Source organism: Stenotrophomonas sp. SrG (genome assembly GCF_050031795.1).
In the GTDB taxonomy this organism is placed as follows: domain Bacteria; phylum Pseudomonadota; class Gammaproteobacteria; order Xanthomonadales; family Xanthomonadaceae; genus Stenotrophomonas; species Stenotrophomonas rhizophila_A.
The window spans coordinates 125,509-148,483 of sequence record NZ_JBNBBE010000008.1; the positions used below are offsets into that span (position 1 = coordinate 125,509).

Below are 22,975 nucleotides of genomic sequence, written 5' to 3' on the forward strand. Positions count from 1 at the left end.
CGCGGTAGAGCCGGGCGCTGCCCGGCTGCTCAGAGCAGCGGAATATCCTCTTCCCTGGTCGGGAAGCCAAACGCCTCCCGCTTCTTGCGAATGTGCTCAGGCATCGGCGGACGCGGGATGTTGCGCGCGATCAGCCATTGCTGACATTTCTTCTGCCACGGCAGAAGATCTGGCGTGGTGATTTCCCAATAGATGTCTTCCACCATCATCTGGCGCGCGGGACTGCTTGATCCCGACGCAGCGGGAGCAGAAAGGGTCGGGTCCGCGCCGTGCTCCAGCAGCCAGTACGCCGCGTCGAAACCACCGCGGGCGGTATACCAGCTCAACACCGTATCAGCCTTGCCCAGGTTGTTCTCGTTGACCTTCGCGCCCGCTTCCACCAACTGTTGGACGTTCTTCCATTGGTTGCCGTTGATGAACGCCTGGAACAGCAGCGATTCCCCGCCACTGCTCCGCGTGTTGGGGTCGCCGCCATGCTTCAGAAGCAGCTGCAGAAAGGCGGGATCCTCCAACCGGACGGCATATATCATGGCGTTGTTGAACTTGAAGGGTTTGCCGTCGATCTCCCGCACTTGTCGCGCATTCGGATCAGCTCCGTTGTCGAGCATCGCGCGCAATCCTTCCACGCTGCGGCTGCGAAGCGGCCATGCCAACAGTGGAATTCCGTCACGCTTGGCAAACTCGACGTCCGGGTCGACCCCCTTGTCCTTGATCAAGCGTCGCACTTCGTTGGCATCACCGCGTTCACTGGCGTTGGCCAAAGCCAGTGCGTTGCCTTCGAAGTACTGGGCCGCGCCCTGGGCCGACGAAGCGGCACATCCGCTGAGCGCGAAAACTGTGAACAAGACCGCAAAAATAACGGCGTTCGTTGTCATCGTGTGAAGACGCGTCGGCATGTGCTTCCTGGAATTAAGCCCGTGAAGGGTGACAGTAGCAAAGTGTTCTAGTATTCGATAACGCGGGCGTCTCAAGGGGATCGCGCGCGTTCACTGTGCAAGGGAGCATGCCATGAGTGGTCTCGACAACGAGGCGCGTACCCGCGCCATCCAGGAACAGAATCGTCTCGTCCAGCAGCTGCGCGACAGCGGCAATGACAATGAGGCAGACCGACTCCAGGAAACCTATCACGCGCGCGAGATGTCCGGTCTTGCTGCGGATGTCTATCTTTCGGCCAAGCACGATGGTGAACCGCCTGCGGGATGGACGCGTGCGAGTCTGGATCCCGCAGCGCTGCGCGCCGCCGGAATCGAGATGTCAGATGCCGAGATCCGTACCCGCCTGCAGCCGCCCGATTCCGGTTTCCGTGCGGAAATCTATGTGCCCGACAAAAGCATGTTCGGCGAGAACGCCAAACCGGTGCTGGTCTTTAAGGGCTCGACTGGTGAAATCGTCGACCCTGGCGCCCCCAACGGTCGGCGGGAGTCCGGTGGTGAGGACTTCCTCAACAATGGCCAACAGGGCATCGGCATGCGCAGCGATTACTACGATCGCGCAATGCAGTTAGGCGCGTTGCTGAATCAGAAGACGGGTGGCAACTTCGAGATCGCCGGTCACTCCTTGGGCGGCGGCATGGCATCCGCCGCTTCTGCCGTTACCGGCGTCCGCGCTACCACTTTCAATGCGGCCGGCCTGCACCCCGACACTGCTTCGCGCTACGCAAAGGACAATGGGCTGCCGACGTTCAACCCACAGCACACCGTGCATACCTACCAGACCAGCGGCGAGGTGTTGAACGATGTGCAGAATGGCCTGCAGCGCTTGAACGAGCATCAGCGTAACGGTTACGGCCTGCTGGCCAATGAAACCAGCAAGCTGTTGCAGGAGCCCTTGATGCAATCGCTGGTTACCGAAAAGATGCGCGACATGTTGCCACCCGGGGCACAGACCGCTGCGGCGCAATTCGTCGAGCAGCTCGGTTCCAAGCCCGGCAATGAAGCGTTGCGAAACGTGCCAATCGCTGCCGGCCATATGGAACTGGTGCTCGACGCCAAGACGCGCAATGCGCAGGGCGAGCTGGTCGACCGCGCCCGCACCGCCGCACCCAGCCAGGTAGCGGAGCTCGCCGGGCCGCTGTCCACCGTGTTGCATGCCGGTGCGCAGGGCATGCGTGCCGGTAGGGTGGCGGGTGAACAGGTCGAGCGCGCCGGTTCCGGTGTGGCGTATGCACTCGACAAGGCCGGCGATGGTCTTGAACAGGTTGCGCGCGTGCAGGGCATGGTGGTCGGCAAAGTCGTGGAAACCGGCTCTGCAACGTTGCGCGTCGGCGTGCAGGGTGGCACTACGGTGATCGCCAGCGGCCGCGAGCTGACGGGAATGGTCGAAGCTACGCGCGACCGCGTGCGCGGCCATCTGATGGCTGGCCCGCTATCGGCGTTGTCGGCAGGTGCGGATCTGATTGGCCTTGACGATGTTTCGAAGCGTCTGCAGGACAATGCAGATCATATTCGCACCACTCAGGAAGGGCGCGCGGTCGCGGCCGAACGCGAGGCGCGAGAAGATGCTGCCAGCGTGCGTGCAGCGGGCCGGCGCGTGGCGGACGGCATCGATCACCATGGCCAGTGGGTCGCTGGAACCCTGCGCAATGGCTATGCCACGGCCGGTGCCTACGTAGACCAAGGCTACGATTTCTCTGCGTACCACGTGAAGAACGTGACCGCGCAGGCACCGGCAGTCCTGGCTACCGTCGGCGGCGTCGGCACTGCCGCGGTGGCGGCTGCCGCTACCCATGTGCCTACCGCAAATCGGCCACAGAACCTGCTCAACCTGGCCGAGACTGCCGTGTTCGCCAATCGCATCATGCCTTCCTTCGGCGAGGCGGCAGCGCGCCACGGCATGGCCGATACCGTCATTCCCAGCCTGGACGCCGAGCTCATCAAACAGGAAGCGCAGGCCCGCGCGCTGCTGGAACAGCACGAACGCATCCAGCACCCGGCGGAGAAGCACGCCGCCGTCGCCCCCGGGCCCTCCACGCTGGTGGTCGGCATCAATGATCCCGGCCACAGGCAGTACCACATGTTCCAAGGTGCCCAGTCAGGCGTCCACGGCATCGATGCAGCCCACAACCGCGTGCCCGACCTGCAGAGCGACCAGCTGGCGGGTGCGTTGGCGGCGAAGGCAACGCAGGAAGGCCTTGAACGCATCGAGCGGGTCGTGCTCAGCGAGGACCGCACCCGCGTGTTCGCGGTCGATACGCAGGACCTCACCTCCGTGCACCGCCACCTGGCCCAGGTGGACGTGGTGGCCGGCCGCCAGCAGCCGCTCAGCGTGAGCACCGAGCAGGTGGCCGAGGTCAACCGCCAGCAGGAGCGCACCGCCGCTGCCCCGGCGCTGGTGGCCGACCTGGGCGCCGAGCAGCAGCGCGAGCAGGAGCAGCAGGCTGCGCGGCGGATGGGATGAGACGGGACGGGTGGGTGCTGGAACCGGCGGCGGCCGCTGGAACGGCGGGAACGCCGGGATTGGTTGGAACGGCGGGACCGGCGGGAACGCCTGAACGGCTGGAACGACTGGAACGACTGGAACGGCCGCAACGGCTGGACCGGCTGGACCGGCTGGAACGGCTGGACCGGCTGGACCGGCTGGAACTGCTGGAACTGCTGGAACGAGGGTAGCGCCGACTGTTAGTCGGCTGCTTGACCGGGCAGCCGACTAACAGTCGGCGCTACCTCCGCCACCTCCGCCTGAGGCTTTTGTCCATCCGGCCGCGCCACGGCCACGGGTTCCATCCGGTGCCGCCAATGCGGTACAGTCCCCGGGTGTCCATTCTGACGACCCCGCATACCCTTTCTTCCGCTCGCCGTTGGTGGCGATGGTGGCCTGTTGCCGTCGTCCGTCCCGCCACCGCCGTTTCCCGGAAGGAAAGTCGTCTTGATCACGCTCGAGCAGTTCCAGCAGCAGGCCGCTGAAGGCCACACCCGCATCCCCGTCGTCCGTGAAGTGCTGTCCGACCTGGATACGCCGCTTTCGGTCTATCTGAAGCTCGCCGACGGCCCGCATACCTACCTGTTCGAATCGGTCGAAGGCGGCGAGCGCTTCGGGCGCTATTCCATCATCGGCCTGCCGGCCCGCCGCGTGTACGCCTTCCACGGCCATACCCTGACCGTCAGCGAAGCTGGCCAGGTGGTGGAAACCCGTGAGGTGGCAGACCCGTTCACCGAAGTGGAGGCGCTGCGCAGCGCCCATTCGGTGCCCAAGCTGGCCGGCCTGCCGGGCTTCACCGGCGGCCTGGTGGGCTGGTTCGGGTTCGAATGCATCGGCTACATCGAACCGCGCCTGGCTCCGCCGCGCGGCCGCGACGAGCTCGGCACCCCGGACATCCTGCTGCTGCACTCCGAAGAACTGGCGGTGTTCGACAACCTCAAGGGCCGCCTGTACCTGATCGTGCACGCCGACCCCGGCCAGCCCGGTGCGTGGGACGAGGCGCAGGCGCGGCTGGACGGCCTGGTGGCCAAGCTGCGCGCCCCCGGCGCGGGCTACCCGGTGCCGATCACCCGCGACGTGCTGGACGAAAACGACTTCGTGTCCGGCTTCACCCGGGAAGGTTTCATCGCCGCGGTGGACAAGTCCAAGGAATACATCCGCGCCGGTGACATCTTCCAGGTGGTGCTCAGCCAGCGCCTGAGCGTGCCGTTCAAGGCGCGCCCGGTGGATGTATACCGTGCGCTGCGCGCGCTGAATCCGTCGCCGTACATGTATTTCCTCGACACCGGCGACGTGCAGGTGGTCGGCTCCTCGCCGGAAATCCTGGTGCGTCTGCAGGACGGGGAAGTGACCGTGCGCCCGATCGCCGGTACCCGCCCGCGCGGCGCCACGGTGGAAGAAGACAACGCGCTGGAAGCCGAACTGCTGGCCGATCCGAAGGAACGCGCCGAGCACCTGATGCTGATCGACCTGGGCCGCAACGACGCCGGCCGCGTTTCCAAGGCCGGCACGGTGGAAGTGGGCGAGCAGTTCGTGATCGAACGCTACAGCCACGTCATGCACATTGTCAGCGAAGTGACCGGGCAGCTGCAGCCGGGCCTGAGCTACGCCGATGTGCTGCGCGCCACGTTCCCGGCCGGCACGGTCAGCGGCGCGCCGAAGATCCGCGCGCTGGAAGTGATCCGCGAGCTGGAGCCGATCAAGCGGAATGTCTACGCCGGCAGCATCGGTTACATCGGCTGGCACGGCGATGCCGACACCGCCATTGCGATCCGCACCGCGGTGATCAAGGACGGCCGCCTGCACGTGCAGGCGGGCGCCGGCATCGTCTACGACTCGGACCCGGGCAAGGAATGGGACGAGACCATGAACAAAGGTCGCGCGCTGTTCCGCGCCGTCGCCCAGGCCGCCAAGGGCCTGTAAGTCACCCGGTTGCCGGCCAACGGCCGGCGCTACCGATTCCGTATTGCATCCTTGATTCCAGGAATTTGCCATGTTGTTGATGCTCGACAACTACGACAGCTTCACCTACAACCTCGTGCAGTACCTGCAGACGCTGGGTGCCGATGTAAAGGTGGTGCGCAACGACGCCCTGAGCGTTGACGAGATCGCCGCGCTCGCGCCCGAGCGCATCGTGATCTCACCCGGCCCGTGCACGCCCAACGAAGCGGGCGTGTCGCTGGAGCTGATCCGGCGGCTGGGTCCGACCACGCCGATCCTGGGCGTGTGCCTGGGCCACCAGGGCATCGGCCAGGTGTACGGCGGCGATGTCATCCGCGCCGGCACCATCATGCACGGCAAGACCTCGCCGATCCGGCATGAAGGCAAGGGCGTGTTCGCCGGCCTGCCGGACCGCTACCAGGCCACCCGCTACCACTCGCTGGTGGTGGACAAGACCACGCTGCCCGACTGCCTGGAAGTGACCGCCTGGACCGAGAACGAGGACGGCACCATGGAAGAGATCATGGGCCTGCGCCACCGCGAACACCCGGTGGAAGGCGTGCAGTTCCACCCCGAATCGATCCTCACCGAGCACGGCCACGCCCTGCTGAAGAATTTCCTGCAAAGGAACCCCGCATGACCTTCTCCCCCCAGGAAGCCCTGCAACGCACCATCGAACACCGCGAGATCTTCTTCGACGAGATGGTCGACCTGATGCGCCAGGTGATGCGCGGTGAGGTGTCGCCGGTAATGACCGCTGCGATCCTCACCGGCCTGCGGGTCAAGAAGGAAACCGTCGGCGAGATCGCGGGCGCGGCCACGGTGATGCGCGAGTTGGCGCTGGCCGTGCCGGTCGAAGACCGCACCCACCTGATCGATATCGTCGGTACCGGGGGCGACGGCTCGCATACCTTCAACATCTCCACCTGCGCGATGTTCGTGGTGGCGGCGGCGGGCGCGAAGGTCGCCAAGCATGGCAACCGCAGCGTGTCGTCCAAGTCCGGGAGTGCCGATGCGGTCGAAGCACTGGGCGCGATCATCGAGCTGCGTCCGGAGGAGGTGGCCCGCGCGATCAGTGAAACCGGCATCGGCTTCATGTTCGCCCCGATGCACCACCCCGCCATGAAGGTGGTGGCCCCGGTGCGGCGCGAAATGGGCGTGCGCACCATCTTTAACATCCTCGGCCCGCTGACCAACCCGGTGGGCGCCACCAACGTGCTGATGGGCGTGTTCCATCCCGACCTGGTCGGCATCCAGGCACGCGTGCTGCGCGAGCTGGGCGCCGAGCGCGCCATGGTGGTTTGGGGGCGCGACAACATGGACGAGATCTCGCTCGGCGCCGGTACCCTGGTCGGCGAGCTGCGCGACGGCAAGGTGCGCGAATACGAGATCCACCCCGAAGACTTCGGCATTGCCATGTCGGCCAGCCGCAACCTCAAGGTGAGCGGGCCGGAAGAATCGATCGCGATGCTGCGTGGGGTGCTCGACGACCAGCCCGGCCCGGCGCTGGACATCGTGGCGCTCAACGCCGGCGCGGCGCTGTACGTGGCCGGCGTGGCCAGCAGCATCGCCGACGGCCTGGCCCGTGCCCGCGCGGCCATCGCCGACGGCAGCGCACGCCAGCGCATGCAGGATTACGTGGATGCGACCCAGCGCATCCGACGCGCGGGCTGAGCCCGATTTCACGCTTTGCTGCAGGCTGGCCGATAATGGCCGGCCTGAAGGACCCTGAACGACATGAGCGACAAGAGCGACATCCTCGAGACCATCCTGGCCCGCAAGGCCGTTGAAGTGGCCGAGCGCCGTGCACGGGTTCCGCTGGAAGCGCTGCAGGCACGGCTCGCGGATGCGCCGCCGGTGCGCGGCTTCGCCGATGCACTGCGCGCCTCGATTGCCGCCGGCAACCCGGCGGTGATCGCCGAGGTGAAGAAGGCCAGCCCGTCCAAGGGCGTGATCCGCCCGGACTTCCACCCGGCCGATATTGCGGTGAGCTACGAGTTCGGGGGTGCCAGCTGCCTGTCGGTGCTGACCGACGTGGATTTCTTCCAGGGCGACGATGCCTACCTGCAGCAGGCCCGCGACGCCTGCACGCTGCCGGTGCTGCGCAAGGACTTCGTGATCGATGCGTACCAGGTCTACGAGGCCCGCGTGCTGGGTGCCGACTGCATCCTGCTGATCGTGGCCGCGCTGGAAGACCGCCAGCTGGCTGAGCTGTCCGACCTGGCCATGCAGCTGGGCATGGACGTGCTGGTGGAAGTGCACGACATCGATGAACTCGAACGCGCCATCCAGGTGCCGGTGCCGCTGATCGGCATCAACAACCGCAACCTGCGCACCTTCGAGGTGTCGCTGCAGACCACGCTGGACATGCGCCAGGCCGTGCCGCGCGACCGCCTGCTGGTGACCGAGAGCGGCATCCTGGGCGCTGACGACGTGAGCGTGATGCGCAACGCCGGCGTGCATGCGTTCCTGGTGGGCGAGGCCTTCATGCGGGTCGAAGAGCCCGGCGAGGGCCTGCGTCAGCTATTCTTCAGCGCATGACTGCGATCTACCCGACTCCGCGTGACGACGCGCCGCTGGTGGTCTTCGACTTCGACCACACCCTTTATGACGGCGATTCCGGCAGCCACCTGTTTGCCTCGCTGATCAAGCGCAACCCGCTGCGGCTGCTGGCCGCGCTGCTGGTGACGCCGGTAGCGGGGCCACTGGTGGCGATGTTGCCGACCCGGCGTACCGGTATTTCGGTCTATGTCTGGATCGCCACGTTCGGGTTGCACCGCGCGCGCGAGTTCAACCGCGTGATCGATGCCTACGTGATCAAGCACGAGGCGCAACTGCGCGCCAAGCTGCTGCCGGAGGCGCTGGCGGTATTCGCCGCGCACCGGGCGCAGGGCGACCGGGTAGTGGTGGCGACCGGCGCGCCGCCGGAGCTGGCCCGCGCCATCCTGGCGTTTGTCGCCCATCAGGGCGTGCCGGTGATCGGCAGTGAAGTGGGGCCGCGCTTCGGTGCGGTTGGTGCCACGCGCCATTGCCACAACGAAGAGAAGATGCGCATGCTGCGCGAGCGCGGCTATGGCGACATCGATGTGGCCTATTCGGACAGCACCGCGGACCTGCCGTTGCTGCTGGCAGCCAAGGAGCCGGTGGTGGTGAACCCGAAGGTGTCCAAGGTCGCGTATTTCCGGCAGGTGCTCAAGCCCGGTACGCGGATCCTCAACTGGGGTTGCGTGGATCGCGGCGGCGACCGCTGAGGCGTATCGACCAACGGTCGATACCTACCGTTGGCGCGCCACACGCCGGTAGCGCCCTACCGTTGGTAGGGCGGCGGCGCACAGCGCCGCGCTTTACCCCGCCAGCCAGCCGCGCACCGCGCCGCTGATCTGGAACAGGCTGATCGACAGCACCAGCACGCCCACGGCCACCAGCACCCAGCGTTCCTTGACCCGCTTCACCAGCACCGCGGCCAGCGGGGCGGCCATCATGCCGCCGATCAGCAGGCCGGCCACGATGTTCAGGTACTGCAGGCCCATCGAGAGCAGGAAGGTGATCGATACCGCCAGGGTCACCACGAACTCGGCCGCGTTGACCGTGCCGATGGTGGTCCGGGCCTGGCCGCCCCGGGCGAGCAGGGTGGAGGTGGCCACCGGACCCCAGCCGCCGCCGCCGCTGGCGTCCAGCAGCCCGGCGACGAAGCCCAGCACCGGCACCCGCTTCACTTCCTGGCGCGGCACCAGCTTTCCGGCTGCGCGCAGCAGGATGAAGACCGCCAGGATCAGCAGGTAGCCGTAGATGAAGGGACGGATCGCATCACCGGGCAGCTGGGTCAGCACATAGGCGCCCAGCACGCCGCCGACCGCGCCCGGCAGGGCCAGGCGCAGGAACAACCGCTTGTCCACGTTGCCGGCCACGAGGTGCGAAACACCCGAGGCGCCTGTCGTGAACACCTCTGCGGTGTGCACGCTTGCGCTGACCGCCGCCGGCGGCAGGCCCATGCTGAGCATGACCGACGATGAGACGAGCCCGAAGGCCATGCCGAGCGCGCCGTCCACCAGCTGCGCGCCAAGCCCGATCAGGATGAACCAGTAGAATTCGCTGCCAGGTGCCATGCCGTCAGCCTAGCGGCAGCGCGTGAAATGCGCTGTCATGCCGACGTTGGCGCCGGCCGGTGGCCGGCATCCGGCGTCATCGGGTGCCGTACAGGACGACCGTCTTGCCCCGCGCATGCAGCAGCCCATCGCTCTGCAGCTTCTTCAGCACGCGGCCGGCCATTTCACGCGAGCAGCCGACCAGGCGGGCCAGCTCCTGGCGCGACACGCGCAGCTGGGTGCCCTGCGGGTGGCTCATGGCCTCCGGTTCGCGGGACAGGTCATGCAGGGTGCGCACGATGCGGTCGGTAACATCCAGGAACGCCAGGCGGCTGGCCTTGCGGCTGGTGTCGAGCAGGCGCTTGGAGACCTGCTGGCCCAGTGCGTACAGCAGCCGGGGCGCGTCGGTGGACAGCGGGCCAAGGAACAGCTGGTGCAGCCGCTCGTAGCTGATCTCGGCCAGCTCGCAGGGGGTCCGGGTGCGCAGGATCACCTCGCGGCGGTCGGTTTCCACGAACAGGCCCATCTCGCCGACGAACTCCCCGGAGCCGAAGTAGCCCAGGACCAGTTCGCGGTCGTCTTCTTCTTCAGCAATTATGGAAACGGAGCCGCTGATCACGTAATACAGGGTGCCGGCGGGGTCACCGGGGCGGAAAACGTCCGTGCGGGCCGGGTAGCGGCGTCGGTGGCTGTGGGCCAGAAAGCGGTCAATGGTGGCGATGTCCAGGGCCAATGGACTTGTGGCAAGGCGCACAGATGACACGTTGAGGCGCTCCCTTTGCTCATGAACAATTCACGGCTATGTGCCGCGAGCTTAACGATCAGGGTTGTGAAGGGCAAACCCCAACACAGCAACTTGTTTCAATGCAAGTTTCGTCCCCGATCACTTTGCCCCATAATTGATCCTTTCCCACCACACACAGGATCGACCGCCGTGGTCAAGCCGTTGCCTCGCCTGAGGTTGCAGGGTTTCAACAACCTCACCAAGGCGCTGAGCTTCAACATCTATGACGTGTGTTACGCCCGCACCGAAGAGGAGCGTCAGCGTTACATTGAATACATCGATGAAGAGTACAACGCCGATAGGCTGACTCAAATCTTGACCGATGTCGCCGAGATCATCGGCGCCAACATCCTCAATGTCGCGCGCCAGGATTACGATCCGCAGGGCGCGTCGGTGACGATCCTGATCTCCGAAGAGCCGGTGATCGACAAGAAGCTGGCGGGCAAGGAGTTGATCTCCGATGCCGTGGTAGCGCACATGGACAAGAGCCACATCACCGTCCATACCTACCCCGAAACCCACCCGCAGGAAGGCATCGCGACGTTCCGCGCGGACATCGATGTGGCTACCTGTGGCGTGATTTCGCCGCTGAAGGCGCTGAACTACCTGATCGAGAGCCTGGAATCGGACATCGTGATCATGGACTACCGTGTCCGTGGCTTCACCCGTGACGTGAAGGGCAAGAAGCACTACATCGATCACAAGATCAACTCGATCCAGAACTTCCTGGCCAAGAACATCAAGTCGCGTTACGAGATGTTCGACGTCAACGTCTATCAGGAAAACATCTTCCACACGAAGATGCACCTGAAGGACTTCGACCTGGACCAGTACCTGTTCGAGGAAAAGGCCAAGAACATCTCGTTCAAGGAACGCATGAAGATTGAAGCGCTGCTCAAGCGCGAGATCGAAGAGCTGTTCCATGGCCGCAACCTGTCCGAGTAACACAAAGCGACACCCGCCCGGGCCTTGGCCCGGGTGGTGCTGCACAAGGCGGGACGCCCCGCCCTGTGGAACATCTGTTTTGCGCAGAAGTAATGTTCCACGGCAAGCTACCGACGACGGTCCGGTGTGAAGACACCGGGCCGTTTTGTTTTTGTTTAGGAGGCACCCATGCCCTGGATCTACCTGCTGCTGGCCGGCATCTTTGAAATCGGCTTTGCGATCGGAATGAAATATTCGGACGGCTTCAGCAAGCCGCTGCCCACGCTCGCCACGGTCGGCGCGGCACTGGTCAGCCTGTATCTGATGAGCCAGGCGATGAAATCCATCCCGGTGGGCACCGCCTACGCGATCTGGACCGGTATCGGCGCGCTGGGCGTGGCCACGCTGGGCATCTTCCTGTTCGGCGACAGCGCTTCGGCGCCGCGCCTGGCCTGCATCGGGCTGATCGTGGCCGGGGTGATCGGCCTCAAACTCGTTTCGGGCTGACCTTAAAGCCGGTAGGCGATGGTCTTCATGACCTTGGAGGCCAGCGCCATCACGCCCGGAATTGGCGGCGGAAGCTTCCGCGCGCCGGCATGCTCGGCGTGGTCGGCGTGGCGGGCCTCGTCGATCTTCATCACCTTGAGGATCTCGCGGCTGCGCTGGTCGGTCGGGGGCAGGGTGTCCAGGTGCTCGTCCAGGTGGGCTTCCACCTGGCGCTCGGTTTCCACCACGAAGCCCAGGTTCCAGCCATCCCCGCGCAGCCCGGCCAGGGTGCCGATGGTATAGCTGCCGGCGTACCAGATCGGGTTGAACAGGCTGGGCCGGCTGTCCAGCTCGCGCAGGCGCTGGGCGCACCAGGCCAGGTGGTCGGTCTCTTCCTGGGCCGCCTCGAGCAGGTGGGCACGGGTTTCCGGCTCACGGGCCACCGCGGCCTGGCCGAAGTACAGGCCCTGCGCGCAGACCTCGCCGACATGGTTGATCCGCATCAGGCCGGCGGCATGGCGGCGGGCCGGGGCGGGCATCGGTGCGTCCGGGGTCGCCTCGGCCGGGTACGGGCGGCTGGCCGGCGGGTTGCCGAACACCGTGTCCAGGGCGCGCTGGGCCTCGGTCAGCAGGTGGTCGAGCGGGGTGATCTGGCGGAGCGCGGTCATGCGGTTGGGCATCGCGGCGGGGGATCATCGATTCTCGCCCCCCGGCGCCGGTCTGCCAAGCCATGCCGCCGGTCGATTTGCATGTGGGCCAAATGGCCAGTACAATCCCGCCTCTTCACAACGCGTGGCAGAGTTCCGGCCGCTCCATGGCCGCAATGAGCCCGACCTACCTGAGTTCTTTCATGAGCACTTTCACTGCAAAGTCCGAGACCGTCCAGCGCGACTGGTATCTCGTCGACGCCTCCGGCAAGACGCTGGGCCGTCTGTCCACCGAGCTGGCCCGCCGTCTGCGCGGCAAGCACAAGCCGGTCTACACCCCTCACGTTGATACCGGTGATTACCTGGTTGTCATCAATGCAGAAAAGATTGCCGTCACCGGCAACAAGCTGCAGGACAAGCTGTACCACCGCTTCACTGGCTACATCGGCAACCTGAAGACCGAAACTCTGGCCCAGGCGCTGGAGCGCCACCCGGAGCGCGTCATCGAAACCGCCGTCAAGGGCATGCTGCCGAAGGGCCCGCTGGGCCGCGCCATGTACCGCAAGCTCAAGGTGTACTCGGGTTCCGAGCACCCGCACGCCGCTCAGCAGCCCCAGGTTCTGGATATCTAATCATGGCTATCACTCAAAACTACGGCACCGGCCGCCGCAAGTCCTCCACCGCCCGCGTGTTCCTGCGCAAGGGCGCCGGCAACATCACCGTCAACGGCCGTCCGCTGGACGAGTTCTTTGGCCGTGAAACCGCACGCATGATCGTGCGTCAGCCGCTGGAACTGACCAAGAACACCGAATCGTTCGACATCATGGTCACCGCCGCTGGCGGCGGCACCACCGGCCAGGCCGGTGCGATCCGCCTGGGCATCGCCCGCGCGCTGGTCGAGTACGACGAAACCCTGAAGTCCGAGCTGCGCAAGGCTGGCTTCATGACCCGTGACGCCCGTGAAGTCGAGCGTAAGAAGGTCGGCCTGCACAAGGCACGTCGCGCCACCCAGTTCTCCAAGCGCTGATCCATCGCGCCTGGCGTGGGATCCTTCGGGATCCCGCTGGGAGGAAAGCAAAAGCCCGGCTTCGGCCGGGCTTTTGTCGTTTCAGCGGGGCAGGTCACGGTTACACCGCCCCCGGCTCACCCTTGGCCTTGCTGCGCGGCCAGTACCCACCGCCGCGCTTGGGTGCCGGCGCGCGCTTGCGCGGGCGGTCATGGCCCGCCGCGTGCCCCGGCATCCAGGCCTCCTGGGCGGACTTTGGCATCGACTCCACGCCGGTGCCGGCCACGCCCCGGGCCAACGGCGCCAGGTGACGCAGCGCCCGCGCATAGACCCCGCGCTTGAACATCACCACGTGTTCGACCGGGTACCAGAAATCCACCCAGCGCCACTGGTCGAACTCGGGGCTGTCGGTATGGTCCAGCTTCACGTGCGATTCGTCGCCTGACAGGCGCAGCAGGAACCAGACCTGCTTCTGTCCGATGCAGACCTGCTTCTCGTTGCGACGGATGGCACGGGCGGGCAGGCGATAGCGCAGCCAGCCCGGTGTCGCACCCAGCACTTCGACGTGCTCTGGCAACAGCCCGGTTTCTTCATGCAACTCGCGATACATGGCTTCGACAGGCGTCTCGTCGGTGTTCATGCCACCCTGCGGGAACTGCCAGCCATCCCGGCGCACACGTCGTGCCCAGAACACCTGCCCGTCCTGCCGCATCAGCACGATGCCGACGTTCGGTCGATAGCCGTCCGGATCGATCACGATGCGGACTCCTAGAAAAATCTACTGGTCAGGACTGTGACACGCCCGCTGCCCACTCACAAGCGCGGTGAAAAGGTGTTGACAGATTCCGTTTACATGTCCAGAATTGCCGGCTCACTAAGGCTATGTAGCTCAGCCGGTTAGAGCACAGCACTCATAATGCTGGGGTCGGTGGTTCGAGTCCACCCATAGCCACCAAGTCCGCTTGGTTTTCCAGTGAGAAAGTGCAACAATTGCACGCACGTTTTGCCCCGTCGCCAAGCGGTAAGGCACCTGACTCTGACTCAGGCATTCGGTGGTTCGAATCCATCCGGGGCAGCCAAATACGAAAGAGACCGATCGAAAGATCGGTCTTTTTTTTTGCTCCACGCCGGGCCGGCTGAACGGGCACGCTGAACCGTATCGAGAATGATTCAGTTACGAAATTGACAACCATTCTCGTTTCGATTGGAATACGCACAGGCCGATCCGGGCCTGCCTGCCGAGTCCGCACGTGTACGTCTGCATCTGTAACGGGGTAACCGACCACCAGATCCGCGAAGCCGCCCAGAGCGGTGTCGCCAGCGTGTCCGAGCTGACCATGCGCACCGGCTGCGGCGCTACCTGCGGTTCCTGCCTGGACATGGCGGCCGACCTGCTGGCCAAGGCCCGCAACACCCACGAGCTGCCGTTGCATGTCCTGGGGTTGGCGCAGGTCGCGTAAACCGATCGATCATGATTCGCGTTCCCTCATCGTCTGCGGGGACGCGTTACAGTGCCGGCGTTTTCACGCTGCAGGAGCACGCTCATGAAAGGCGACACGAAGGTCATCGAATTCCTCAACAAGGTCCTCTATAACGAGCTGACCGCGATCAACCAGTACTTCCTGCATGCCAAGATGCTGAAGAACTGGGGTCTGAAGGAACTGGCCGACCACGAATACAAGGAATCGATCGAGGAGATGAAGCACGCTGACGTGCTCTCCGACCGCATCCTGTTCCTTGAAGGCCTGCCGAACTTCCAGGCGCTGGGCAAGCTGCGCATCGGCGAAAACCCCACCGAGATCCTGCAGTGCGACCTGGCGCTGGAGCGCGAAGGCACCGTCACCCTGCGCGAGGCGGTGGCTTATGCCGATTCGGTCGGCGACTACGTCAGCCGCCAGCTGTTCGTGAAGATCCTCGACAACGAGGAAGAGCATATCGACTGGCTGGAAACCCAATTGGAACTGATCGAGCGCATCGGCGAGCCGAATTACCTGCTCACCAAACTGGAAGACTGATTCAGCGCGCGGCCGTGGCGCCGATGCCGGCCTGGTAGCCGGCCAGCGCCAGCCGTGCACGCGCGTATTCGGCAATCAGCAGCGCCACGGCCACGGCCGGGCGCTCCAGCGTGCCGGCGCGGGCGTCGTGTTCAATCCGACGTGCCGCCACCGACAACGCCATCGCCCCCACGTTCGCACTGGCCGACTTCAGGCTGTGCGCCAGCGCGCGCAGCGTTTCCAGGTCGGCGGCCACCGACGCGTCCTGCAGCTGCCGGATCAAGGGCGGGGTGTCTTCCAGGAACACGGCGATGATGGTGGCGGTCTCCGCACCAATCACCTCCTGCAGCTCATCCAGCACACCGGTGTCGAGCACCCCGGGCGAGACGTCGTCATTGCCGTTGTCTGCGACCAGCGGCGGCAGCGGCGGCGGCAATGGGGTGGGTGTATTGCGCGCGTCGGCGGCGTTGTCTTCCATCGTGAGCTGCCAGCGCAGCAGGCACGCCTGCAACGACTCGCGGTTGACCGGCTTGGACAGGTAATCGTCCATGCCCGCCTGCAGGCAGCGCTCGCGGTCGCCGGCCATCGCGTTGGCGGTCATCGCCACGATCGGCAGCCGGTTGCGGCCTTCCGCCGCTTCCTGCTCACGCCAGCGCCGGGTGGCGCTGTAGCCATCCAGGACCGGCATCTGGCAATCCATCAGCACCAGGTCGAAGGCGCGGGTCTGCAGCTGCTGCAGGCCCTGTTCGCCATCGGTGGCGGTGGTGACGGTGCAGCCCAGCACCTGCAGCAGGCGCTGGGCGACCAGCAGGTTGACGCTGTTGTCTTCCACCAGCAGCAGGCGCAGGCCCAGCTGCGGCGCGTCCACCGGACCGCTGTAGGGCTCCACGCTGGCCAGCAGGGGGGCCGGGCGCGCACTGGCCACTGCCGGGCGCAGCACCGCATGCAGGTCCACGTCACCGGCCTCGCGCGGCAACACGCGGGTGTTCTCGCGCAGCAGCGCGGCCAGCGGCTCGTCGCCCTGCAGCCAGAGCAGGCGCGGGGTGGGCGTGCGGGCATCGTGCAGCACCGCGCGGTGCAGGGCGGTGGCGCCGTGGCGTAGTGCATGGGTGTCGGCGATCACCCAGGCAAGGTCCGGCTCGATCCCCGGGCGTACCGGCGCGCGCAGGCTGTCCAGCGCGGCCGACGCGCTGTCCACGGTGTGCAGGCGGATGTCGTGGTGCTGCAGCACGCGCTGCAGGCGCTGCACCAGCAGCGGGTCTTCGCTGACCAGCAGGGCGCGCGTGGTGAGCGGCGCGGCCGGCAGGTCGCCGACGACCTTCAGCAGCGGAATCTCGAACCAGAACGTGGCGCCGTGGCGCGGGGTCGAACTCACCCCGATGTTGCCGTGCATGAGGTCGATGATGCGCTTGCAGATGGCCAGGCCCAGGCCGGTGCCGCCGTAGATGCGCGTGGTGGAGGCATCGGCCTGGCTGAAGGACTGGAACAGGCGCGCCTGCAGGGTGCCGTCGATGCCGATGCCGGTGTCGATGACTTCGAAGCGCAGCTGGTGCTGGCTGCTGGTCTCGCCCTGGCGGGTCACGCGCAGGCGGATCTGGCCGCGCTCGGTGAACTTGATGGCGTTCACCATCAGGTTGCCCAGCACCTGGCGCAGCCGCACCGGGTCGCCGCGCACCGACAGGCGCACGGCGGGGTCCAGTTCCAGCGACACCGCCAGGCCCTTGGCTTCAGCGCTGCGCTGCATGAGCTGGACGATGCCTTCCAGCAGCTCGCGCAGGTTGAACGTGGTGATCTCCAGGTCCAGGCCTTTCGCCTCCAGCCGGGAGTAATCCAGGATGTCATCGACGATGCGCAGCAGCTGCTGCGAACTGACCGTGGCGGTCTGCAGCATCTGCCGCTGGTCGGTGCCCAGCTGGCCGCGCGCGATCAGGTCCAGCATCGGCAGGATGCCGTTGAGCGGCGTGCGGATCTCGTGGCTCATGGTGGCCAGGAACTCGCCCTTGGCCAGCGCGGCGGCCTCGGCCGCCTGCTTGGCCTGCAGCAGCTCCTGTTCCAGCATGTCCTGCTGCTGCATGGCGCGCTGCAGGTGGTCGCGCTCAACGGCCAGCGCCTCGTGGCGGCGCTGCCCCAGGGCCAGCTGCGCCTGCAGCTCGCGCCAGCGGCTCACGCCGACCAGCGCGGCGATCAGCGCCACTGCGGCGGTGGCAGCGGCAATGACCGGCCATGGGCCGTTGGCGCCGGCGGCGGCCATGCCGCTGGCGGTAGCGGCAAGGGCGGCCGCGATCGCCGCCAGCCACAGTGCGAAGGGAACCCGTCCTTGGGCCGTCATGGTCAGAGCACCGCGGTGTGGAAGTCGAAGTTCAGCTCGCTCCCGGCCGACTGCACCATGTTGCCCTGGATGAAATCGACCCCGCCCATCCACATCGCCGCTGCGGCCTGCGGGTCTTCGATCTGCTGGCCGATGATCTGTGCCCCGGCACGGTGCGCGGCATCGATCGCGCCACGCAGTTCATCGCGGGTCTGCTGGTTGGCATGGCTGCTGGAGAAACGGGCGGCCATGCGCACGAATGCCAGCGGCAGCTGGCCAAGCAGGGCATTGGCTTCACCGCTGGGCTCGAACTGGCTCAGGCAGAAGCGCACCCCGGCCGCGCTCATGCGCGAGCAGAACTGCTGCAGGGTGACGGTGTGGATCAGTGCGTCGGGCAGGCGCACGTCAATGACCAGCGCGCTGCCGGGCAGCCCACGCTGCTGCAGCGTTTCCAGCAACCAGTCGGCGAAAGCATCGCGGGCCAGGGTGCGCAGCGACTGCGACACGAACAGGCTCAGCGGCTGGGTGGCGTGCCGGTACAGATCGAGCAGGCCCAGCGCATGGTCCAGCACCTGCTGGTCGAGGTCGGCGATGCGCCCGGCCGCTTCCGCAGCGGGGATCACCTGGCCCGCGTTGAGTACGCTGCCATCGGCCTGGCGCAGGCGCAGCAGCACCTGGTACTGGGCGGTATTGCCACCGGCCACCGCCACGATCGGCTGGTAGGCTGGTTCGAGCTGGCCTTCGAGCATGGCCAGGTGTTCCTGCGCGGCGACGTCCTCGCGGCGCACGTGCGCGGCCACGCCGGAGGGCAGCAGCCGCGCCTGCAGCGTGGTGCGCTCCACCGCTTCCAGCGCCGTGCCGGCATCGCCAAAGCCACCGGAGAGCTGGGCATGCCCGACCACGCCGCGCAGGTGCACCGATTCCTCATCGCGGATCACGAACGAGCGCGCGGACAGTTCATCGCGCAGCTGGTGCGCCATCGCGTCCAGTGATTCTTCGTCCAGGCCACGCGCCACGACCAGGAAGCTGTTGTCGTTCAGGCGCGCCAGCAGGTGCGGGTGCGCGTTGTCGGCCAGCCGCTGCGCGGCCTGCACCATCAGCCGTTCGAACGCGGCATAGCCGTAGCGTTCGCGCAGCCCCAGTGCGCTGGCCACCTCGATGAAGAACAGGCCGCCATGCTCGCCGTGCGCCAGCGCCGCGCCGAGCTGATGCATCACGTGGTGGCGGGTCGGCAGGCCGGTCTCGGGGTTGTTCATGGCCGGCGCGCCCTGCGCACCCGGCTGCAGCGCCGCCTGCGCGCGGGCGCGGCGGATGCGGTTGGAGACGGCGGCAATCAGGTGGCGCGGTCGGATCGGCTTGCTGAGGAAATCGTCGGCGCCGCTGTCGAGCACTTCGAACTGGCGCTCCGGGTCCGGGTCGCCGCTGAGGAATACGATCGGCAGCAGCTGCTGGCCGGGCTGCTGGCGGATCAGCGCGGTCAGGCGCATGCCATCCAGGCCGGGCAGGTGCAGGTCCATCAGGATCAGGTCCGGGCGCTGTTCGTTGATCACCTGCTGCACGCCTTCGGCGTCGCTGTGCACGATCGCTTCCATGCCGGCGCCATGCAGCACGCTCTGTGCGAACAGGGCCTGCGAGCGGTCGTCTTCGACGATCAGCACACGGTAGGGCGCCTCGCTGCCCAGCGGCGGCGTAGTGGCATCGTCCTGCTGCCACTGCGATGGCGGCAGCACCGGCGGGGTGGACACGGCAGCGGCGGCGGCAGCGTTGAGCGGCACCACGTTGCTGGGCGCGGGCGCCACGGCGGGCGCGTCGGCGCTGGCCCAGCGCTGCCAATGATCGGCGGGCGGGGTTTCGGCGCGGGTGGCGCGGGTGGATGCAACAGCGTTGTCTTGGACGGCCATCAGTACTCCCAGTCTGCGGCGCGATTATGCGGCATCGCGGTCGGCCAGTGCCCCGGGCTTGCCCGCCGGTTGGCGCAGCAGCCAGCGCATGCCCTTCCACAGGGTGCGCCAGACCAGCCAGACCACCAGCGCGCCCACCAGGCTGCAGGCCACCACGACGATCAATGCCAGCCACGGGTGCGCCAGCGCCAACGCCAGGCCGCCCACCACTACCGTGTCTTCCGCGGCCGAGGCGACCCAGTTGCTGGCCGGTTCGGGCGAGGTATTGAGCAGGGCGCGGGTACCCGATTTCAGGCCATGGCTGGCCAGGGCCACGCCGGCACCTGCGGCCAGCGCCGTGGTGCTGAGTTCGCCCGTGGGCGAGAGCGTGGCTGCAGCCAGGAAGGCACCCGCCGGTACCCGGGCCAGGGTCTGGACCAGGTCCCAGGCCGAGTCCACCCCGGGGATCTTGTCGGCGAAGAATTCGGTGATGGCCAGCGCGGCCGAGGTGCCCAGCACCCACCACGACTCGGTCGCCTGCAGCGCCGGCGGCAGCTCGACCCAGCCCAGCATGCCGGCCAGGCCCACCCCGAACACCGTGAGGTACACGCGGATGCCGGCCAGCCAGGCCAGCAGGATGCCGATCACGAACAGGTGGGCCTCGGTCATGGCAGGCGCTCCGGCGAAAGTGTGCACAGGCCCACACTATCGGGGATGACGTCCCTGAACGCTACTGCCCTGCAGGGGGTCAGGGGCGAAAAATGTGCCAACCCTGACTTACACTAAGCAGTCGCTCTTCCCGACAGGGACCGTGTCGGTATCGCCCAAGCGGCGGTGCCGCCGTATTCGCCATGAACAACCCGACACCTTCCCGCATCCAGATCCGCCGCCCCGGAACCCCGGTGGCGCCCGATCGCCGCCGGCTGCTGATCCTGGCCGGCATCTGGCTGGCCAGCCTGGTCCTGGCCGCGCTGCTGGGGCGCTGGACCGCCGGCCCCGGCGGTGACGCCGGCCGCCAGCTGGACGCCGCCCAAGCGCGTGCCGAAACACTGCAGAAGCAAGTGGTGGAACTGCAGCAGACCCAGGCCACCCTGCAGGCGTCGGACCGGATCAGCCGCGCGGCCAACAACGAGGTGCAGACCTCGCTGGGCGAGCGCGACGAGGAAATCGCCGGCCTGCGTGCCGACGTGGCCTTCTACGAACGCCTGGTCGGGTCTACCAGCCAGCGCAAGGGCCTGAACACCCATTCCATTGAATTTTCGCCGGAAACGGCGGGCACCTGGCAGTACGCCGTAGTGCTGACCCAGAACCTCAACCGTGGCGCGATCAGCCAGGGCCAGATGCGGTTTACGGTTGAAGGCGTCAAGGACGGCAAGTTGACCTCGGTCAGCTGGGACGAGCTGCACCAGCGCACCAAGGTGCCGGGCCAGGAGTATTCCTTCCGGTACTTCCAGCAGCTCACCGGCAGCGTCATGTTGCCCAAGGACTTCACCCCGCAACGTGTGCGGGTCACGCTGGGAAGCGGCGCAGGGGGCGCCACCCAGGTATTCGACTGGAAGCAGTCCGGAGCACCGGCTGCAGCAACGGCAAAAGAAGGGGAGTAAGCCCATGTTTGGCAGCAACAAATCCAACCGCGACGGGCATCTGGTCGTGGACGCGCTGATCGGCGCGCAGGTGGTGATCCGGGGAGACGTGGAATTCAGCGGTGGCCTGTATGTGGAAGGCACCATCCTGGGCAAGGTGATCGCCCAGGAAGGCGCGACCACGGCCACCCTCACGCTGGCCGAGCAGGGCAGCATCGAAGGCGAGATCCGCGCCCACGTGGTGGTGCTCAGTGGCCGCCTGGATGGCGACGTGCACGCCAGCGAGCGGGTCGAGCTGACCCCCAGCGCCCGGGTCACCGGCAATGTCCACTACCAGGTGGTGGAAATGAACGCAGGCGCCCAGCTGACCGGCCGTCTCATCCATGGTGGCGCCCAGATGGCGCTGCCGCCGCCGGCCGACGACAGTGCCGACCGCAAGGATGGCAAGGACGGCAACGCGCGCAGGAAGCTGGCCGACGCCATGGCCTGAACGGCCGGTGCTTGAAAGCGTGCCCATGCACCCCCATGCTGGGGGCATGAGCACGCTAGTTTCCCTGCCCGGCGCCCCCACCCCCGCCGCTGCGCCGAATTACCAGTCGCTGGACCGTCCCCTGAACTTCACCGAAGCCGCTGCGGCCAAGGTCAAGGAACTGATCCAGGACGAGGCCAGCGATGCATTGGCCCTGCGCGTCTACATCCAGGGCGGTGGCTGTTCCGGTTTCCAGTACGGCTTCGAGTTCGACGAGAACCGCGCCGAGGATGACCTGGCCGTGGACACCAACGGCGTCACCCTGCTGGTCGATCCGCTCAGCCTGCAGTACCTGATGGGCGCCGAAGTGGATTACACCGAAAGCCTGACCGGCGCGCAGTTCGTGATCCGCAATCCGAATGCGAAGACCACCTGCGGCTGCGGCAGCAGTTTCAGCATGTGATCGCCACCGCGGTGCCGCACGGCACCGCTTGCTGTTCCGGTTGAATCGCGGCAGGCTTCAGGGATGTCCAATGTCTCTTTGCCGCTTGCCGGTTTTGCTTTCACCACCGACCCCCTTGAACGCGCCGATACCCTGCGCGACGACGCCGATGCGTTGTTGCGGCTGTGGCCGCAGGCGCACGTGCTGGTGCTGGATCCCGATGGCCGCGCGCTGGCCGGTGACGACGGCCAGCCGCTGGCGGTGACCGGCGCCCAGGTCGGGGGCGGCCCCGGCACCGCCATCTTCCTCGGCCTGCGCGGCGAGCAGGCGTGGTTCTCGGTCGAATCGGCCGCCGTCGATATCGCGGCGCCCCAGCGCGTGGACCTGCGCGAATCGGCCACCACCTGGTCGGCCGCCGATGCCAGCGCCTTCTGTTATGCCCGCGGCATGTCGTACTGGCAGTCCCGCACCCGCTTCTGCGGCGTGTGCGGCGGCGCCGTGGCCTTCACCCGGGGGGGCTTCATCGGCCGCTGCGTCGCGTGCAGCACCGAACACTACCCGCGCGTGGACCCGGCGGTGATCGTGGCGGTGGAAAGCAACGGGCGCCTGCTGCTCGGCCGCCAGGCCAACTGGGCCCCGCGCCGTTACTCGGTGCTGGCCGGGTTCGTGGAGCCCGGCGAATCGCTGGAACAGACCGTGGTCCGCGAGGTCTTTGAGGAAAGCAAGGTACGGGTGCGCAGCTGTCGCTACCTCGGTACCCAGCCATGGCCGTTCCCGGGCGCGCTGATGCTCGGCTTCAGCGCCACGGCCGAAGACGACGTGCCCACCGTGGATGGCGAGCTGGAGGACGCGCGCTGGTTCACTGCCGAGGAAGTGGGCGCGGCGCTGGCCCGTGACATCGAGGACGATGGGGTGGGCATCCGCCTGTCGCCGCCGATCTCGATTTCACGCAGCCTGATCGAGCATTGGTACCGCAGCCAGGTGAGCTGACCCGGGCACCACGTTGCCG

The 22,975-nt window shown here is 66.6% G+C and carries 25 protein-coding genes and 2 tRNA genes; 19 read left to right on the top strand and 8 right to left on the bottom strand.

Features of this window, described 5'->3' with window-relative positions:
* Positions 1-29: 29 nt before the first annotated feature.
* The gene (locus ACQG3P_RS09830; RefSeq protein ID WP_426804933.1) at positions 30-896 is read right to left on the bottom strand and encodes an ankyrin repeat domain-containing protein; all 867 of its coding nucleotides are present in this window, start codon (positions 894-896) and stop codon (positions 30-32) included.
* Between the two features lie 112 nt (positions 897-1,008).
* Here ACQG3P_RS09830 and ACQG3P_RS09835 point away from each other — a divergent pair, with 112 nt between their 5' ends.
* The 7 genes from ACQG3P_RS09835 to ACQG3P_RS09865 all read left to right on the top strand — a co-directional run bounded on the left by ACQG3P_RS09835 (position 1,009) and on the right by ACQG3P_RS09865 (position 8,609).
* A complete protein-coding gene (locus tag ACQG3P_RS09835; RefSeq protein WP_426804934.1) occupies positions 1,009-3,396 on the top strand; it encodes an XVIPCD domain-containing protein in 2,388 nt (795 codons plus the stop codon).
* Positions 3,393-3,608 (top strand): hypothetical protein, encoded by a 216-nt coding sequence (locus tag ACQG3P_RS09840; protein ID WP_426804935.1) that lies wholly within the window; start codon positions 3,393-3,395, stop codon positions 3,606-3,608. Before ACQG3P_RS09835 ends, ACQG3P_RS09840 begins: the two co-directional genes overlap by 4 nt.
* Before the next feature lie 256 nt (positions 3,609-3,864).
* Positions 3,865-5,340, top strand: a complete 1,476-nt coding sequence (trpE, locus tag ACQG3P_RS09845; protein ID WP_093534930.1) for an anthranilate synthase component I — start codon at positions 3,865-3,867, stop codon at positions 5,338-5,340.
* A 70-nt stretch (positions 5,341-5,410) separates the two neighbouring features.
* Positions 5,411-5,998: an anthranilate synthase component II gene (locus tag ACQG3P_RS09850; RefSeq protein WP_426804936.1), complete on the top strand. Its 588-nt coding sequence runs from the start codon at positions 5,411-5,413 to the stop codon at positions 5,996-5,998.
* On the top strand, positions 5,995-7,032 hold the full coding sequence (gene trpD / locus ACQG3P_RS09855) for an anthranilate phosphoribosyltransferase (RefSeq protein WP_068854286.1): 1,038 nt from the start codon (positions 5,995-5,997) through the stop codon (positions 7,030-7,032). Before ACQG3P_RS09850 ends, trpD begins: the two co-directional genes overlap by 4 nt.
* Positions 7,033-7,095: 63 nt before the next feature.
* Complete coding sequence (gene trpC, locus ACQG3P_RS09860; protein ID WP_426804937.1) at positions 7,096-7,899, top strand: indole-3-glycerol phosphate synthase TrpC; 804 nt, start codon at positions 7,096-7,098, stop codon at positions 7,897-7,899.
* Positions 7,896-8,609, top strand: coding sequence for a haloacid dehalogenase-like hydrolase (locus tag ACQG3P_RS09865; protein WP_068854284.1), 714 nt, complete (start codon positions 7,896-7,898; stop codon positions 8,607-8,609). Before trpC ends, ACQG3P_RS09865 begins: the two co-directional genes overlap by 4 nt.
* 93 nt (positions 8,610-8,702) lie before the next feature.
* On the opposite strand, the gene ACQG3P_RS09870 is transcribed toward ACQG3P_RS09865, so the two are convergent.
* Positions 8,703-9,464, bottom strand: coding sequence for a sulfite exporter TauE/SafE family protein (locus tag ACQG3P_RS09870; RefSeq protein WP_093534922.1), 762 nt, complete (start codon positions 9,462-9,464; stop codon positions 8,703-8,705).
* A 76-nt stretch (positions 9,465-9,540) separates the two neighbouring features.
* Positions 9,541-10,206 (bottom strand): cAMP-activated global transcriptional regulator CRP, encoded by a 666-nt coding sequence (gene crp / locus ACQG3P_RS09875; RefSeq protein ID WP_068854282.1) that lies wholly within the window; start codon positions 10,204-10,206, stop codon positions 9,541-9,543.
* Between the two features lie 171 nt (positions 10,207-10,377).
* Between crp and speD the strand changes: the two genes are divergently transcribed.
* Positions 10,378-11,172, top strand: a complete 795-nt coding sequence (speD, locus tag ACQG3P_RS09880) for an adenosylmethionine decarboxylase (protein WP_017354544.1) — start codon at positions 10,378-10,380, stop codon at positions 11,170-11,172.
* A gap of 168 nt (positions 11,173-11,340) precedes the next feature.
* Complete coding sequence (locus tag ACQG3P_RS09885) at positions 11,341-11,658, top strand: DMT family transporter (protein WP_068854281.1); 318 nt, start codon at positions 11,341-11,343, stop codon at positions 11,656-11,658.
* A 2-nt stretch (positions 11,659-11,660) separates the two neighbouring features.
* On the opposite strand, the gene coq7 is transcribed toward ACQG3P_RS09885, so the two are convergent.
* Positions 11,661-12,305: a 2-polyprenyl-3-methyl-6-methoxy-1,4-benzoquinone monooxygenase gene (coq7, locus tag ACQG3P_RS09890; RefSeq protein WP_093534963.1), complete on the bottom strand. Its 645-nt coding sequence runs from the start codon at positions 12,303-12,305 to the stop codon at positions 11,661-11,663.
* Between the two features lie 182 nt (positions 12,306-12,487).
* On the opposite strand from coq7, the gene rplM reads away from it, so the two are divergent.
* Both rplM and rpsI read left to right on the top strand, forming a co-directional pair.
* Positions 12,488-12,916, top strand: coding sequence for a 50S ribosomal protein L13 (rplM, locus tag ACQG3P_RS09895; RefSeq protein WP_017354548.1), 429 nt, complete (start codon positions 12,488-12,490; stop codon positions 12,914-12,916).
* 2 nt (positions 12,917-12,918) lie between these two features.
* Entirely contained in the window at positions 12,919-13,311 is a 393-nt protein-coding gene (gene rpsI, locus ACQG3P_RS09900) for a 30S ribosomal protein S9 (protein WP_017354549.1), read from the top strand.
* Between the two features lie 100 nt (positions 13,312-13,411).
* On the opposite strand, the gene ACQG3P_RS09905 is transcribed toward rpsI, so the two are convergent.
* Complete coding sequence (locus tag ACQG3P_RS09905) at positions 13,412-14,047, bottom strand: RNA pyrophosphohydrolase (protein ID WP_068854280.1); 636 nt, start codon at positions 14,045-14,047, stop codon at positions 13,412-13,414.
* Positions 14,048-14,168: 121 nt separating this feature from the next.
* Here ACQG3P_RS09905 and ACQG3P_RS09910 point away from each other — a divergent pair.
* The 4 genes from ACQG3P_RS09910 to bfr all read left to right on the top strand — a co-directional run bounded on the left by ACQG3P_RS09910 (position 14,169) and on the right by bfr (position 15,305).
* Positions 14,169-14,245, top strand: a tRNA-Met gene (locus tag ACQG3P_RS09910).
* Between the two features lie 49 nt (positions 14,246-14,294).
* Positions 14,295-14,369, top strand: a tRNA-Gln gene (locus ACQG3P_RS09915).
* Between the two features lie 171 nt (positions 14,370-14,540).
* On the top strand, positions 14,541-14,750 hold the full coding sequence (locus ACQG3P_RS09920; RefSeq protein ID WP_426804938.1) for a (2Fe-2S)-binding protein: 210 nt from the start codon (positions 14,541-14,543) through the stop codon (positions 14,748-14,750).
* 84 nt (positions 14,751-14,834) lie between these two features.
* On the top strand, positions 14,835-15,305 hold the full coding sequence (gene bfr / locus ACQG3P_RS09925) for a bacterioferritin (RefSeq protein ID WP_068854278.1): 471 nt from the start codon (positions 14,835-14,837) through the stop codon (positions 15,303-15,305).
* 1 nt (position 15,306) lies between these two features.
* Here the strand turns inward: bfr and ACQG3P_RS09930 are convergent, their stop codons facing one another.
* Genes ACQG3P_RS09930 through ACQG3P_RS09940 form a run of 3 tightly spaced genes read right to left on the bottom strand, consistent with a single transcriptional unit; the run spans position 15,307 to position 20,141 of the window.
* Positions 15,307-17,577 carry an ATP-binding protein gene (locus tag ACQG3P_RS09930; protein WP_426804960.1) on the bottom strand — a complete coding sequence of 757 codons (2,271 nt, stop codon included), beginning with the start codon at positions 17,575-17,577 and terminating at the stop codon, positions 15,307-15,309.
* Between the two features lie 38 nt (positions 17,578-17,615).
* Positions 17,616-19,493 carry an EAL domain-containing protein gene (locus ACQG3P_RS09935; protein WP_217537779.1) on the bottom strand — a complete coding sequence of 626 codons (1,878 nt, stop codon included), beginning with the start codon at positions 19,491-19,493 and terminating at the stop codon, positions 17,616-17,618.
* A 24-nt stretch (positions 19,494-19,517) separates the two neighbouring features.
* On the bottom strand, positions 19,518-20,141 hold the full coding sequence (locus ACQG3P_RS09940; RefSeq protein ID WP_068854276.1) for a DUF4126 domain-containing protein: 624 nt from the start codon (positions 20,139-20,141) through the stop codon (positions 19,518-19,520).
* 182 nt (positions 20,142-20,323) lie between these two features.
* On the opposite strand from ACQG3P_RS09940, the gene ACQG3P_RS09945 reads away from it, so the two are divergent.
* The 4 genes from ACQG3P_RS09945 (at position 20,324) to nudC (ending at position 22,956) form a co-directional block, all read left to right on the top strand.
* On the top strand, positions 20,324-21,076 hold the full coding sequence (locus tag ACQG3P_RS09945) for a DUF6776 family protein (protein ID WP_068854275.1): 753 nt from the start codon (positions 20,324-20,326) through the stop codon (positions 21,074-21,076).
* A gap of 4 nt (positions 21,077-21,080) precedes the next feature.
* Positions 21,081-21,545, top strand: a complete 465-nt coding sequence (locus tag ACQG3P_RS09950; RefSeq protein ID WP_068854274.1) for a bactofilin family protein — start codon at positions 21,081-21,083, stop codon at positions 21,543-21,545.
* Positions 21,546-21,591: 46 nt separating this feature from the next.
* Entirely contained in the window at positions 21,592-21,987 is a 396-nt protein-coding gene (gene erpA / locus ACQG3P_RS09955) for an iron-sulfur cluster insertion protein ErpA (RefSeq protein WP_068854273.1), read from the top strand.
* A gap of 63 nt (positions 21,988-22,050) precedes the next feature.
* The gene (gene nudC / locus ACQG3P_RS09960; protein WP_426804939.1) at positions 22,051-22,956 is read left to right on the top strand and encodes an NAD(+) diphosphatase; all 906 of its coding nucleotides are present in this window, start codon (positions 22,051-22,053) and stop codon (positions 22,954-22,956) included.
* Positions 22,957-22,975: the final 19 nt, after the last annotated feature.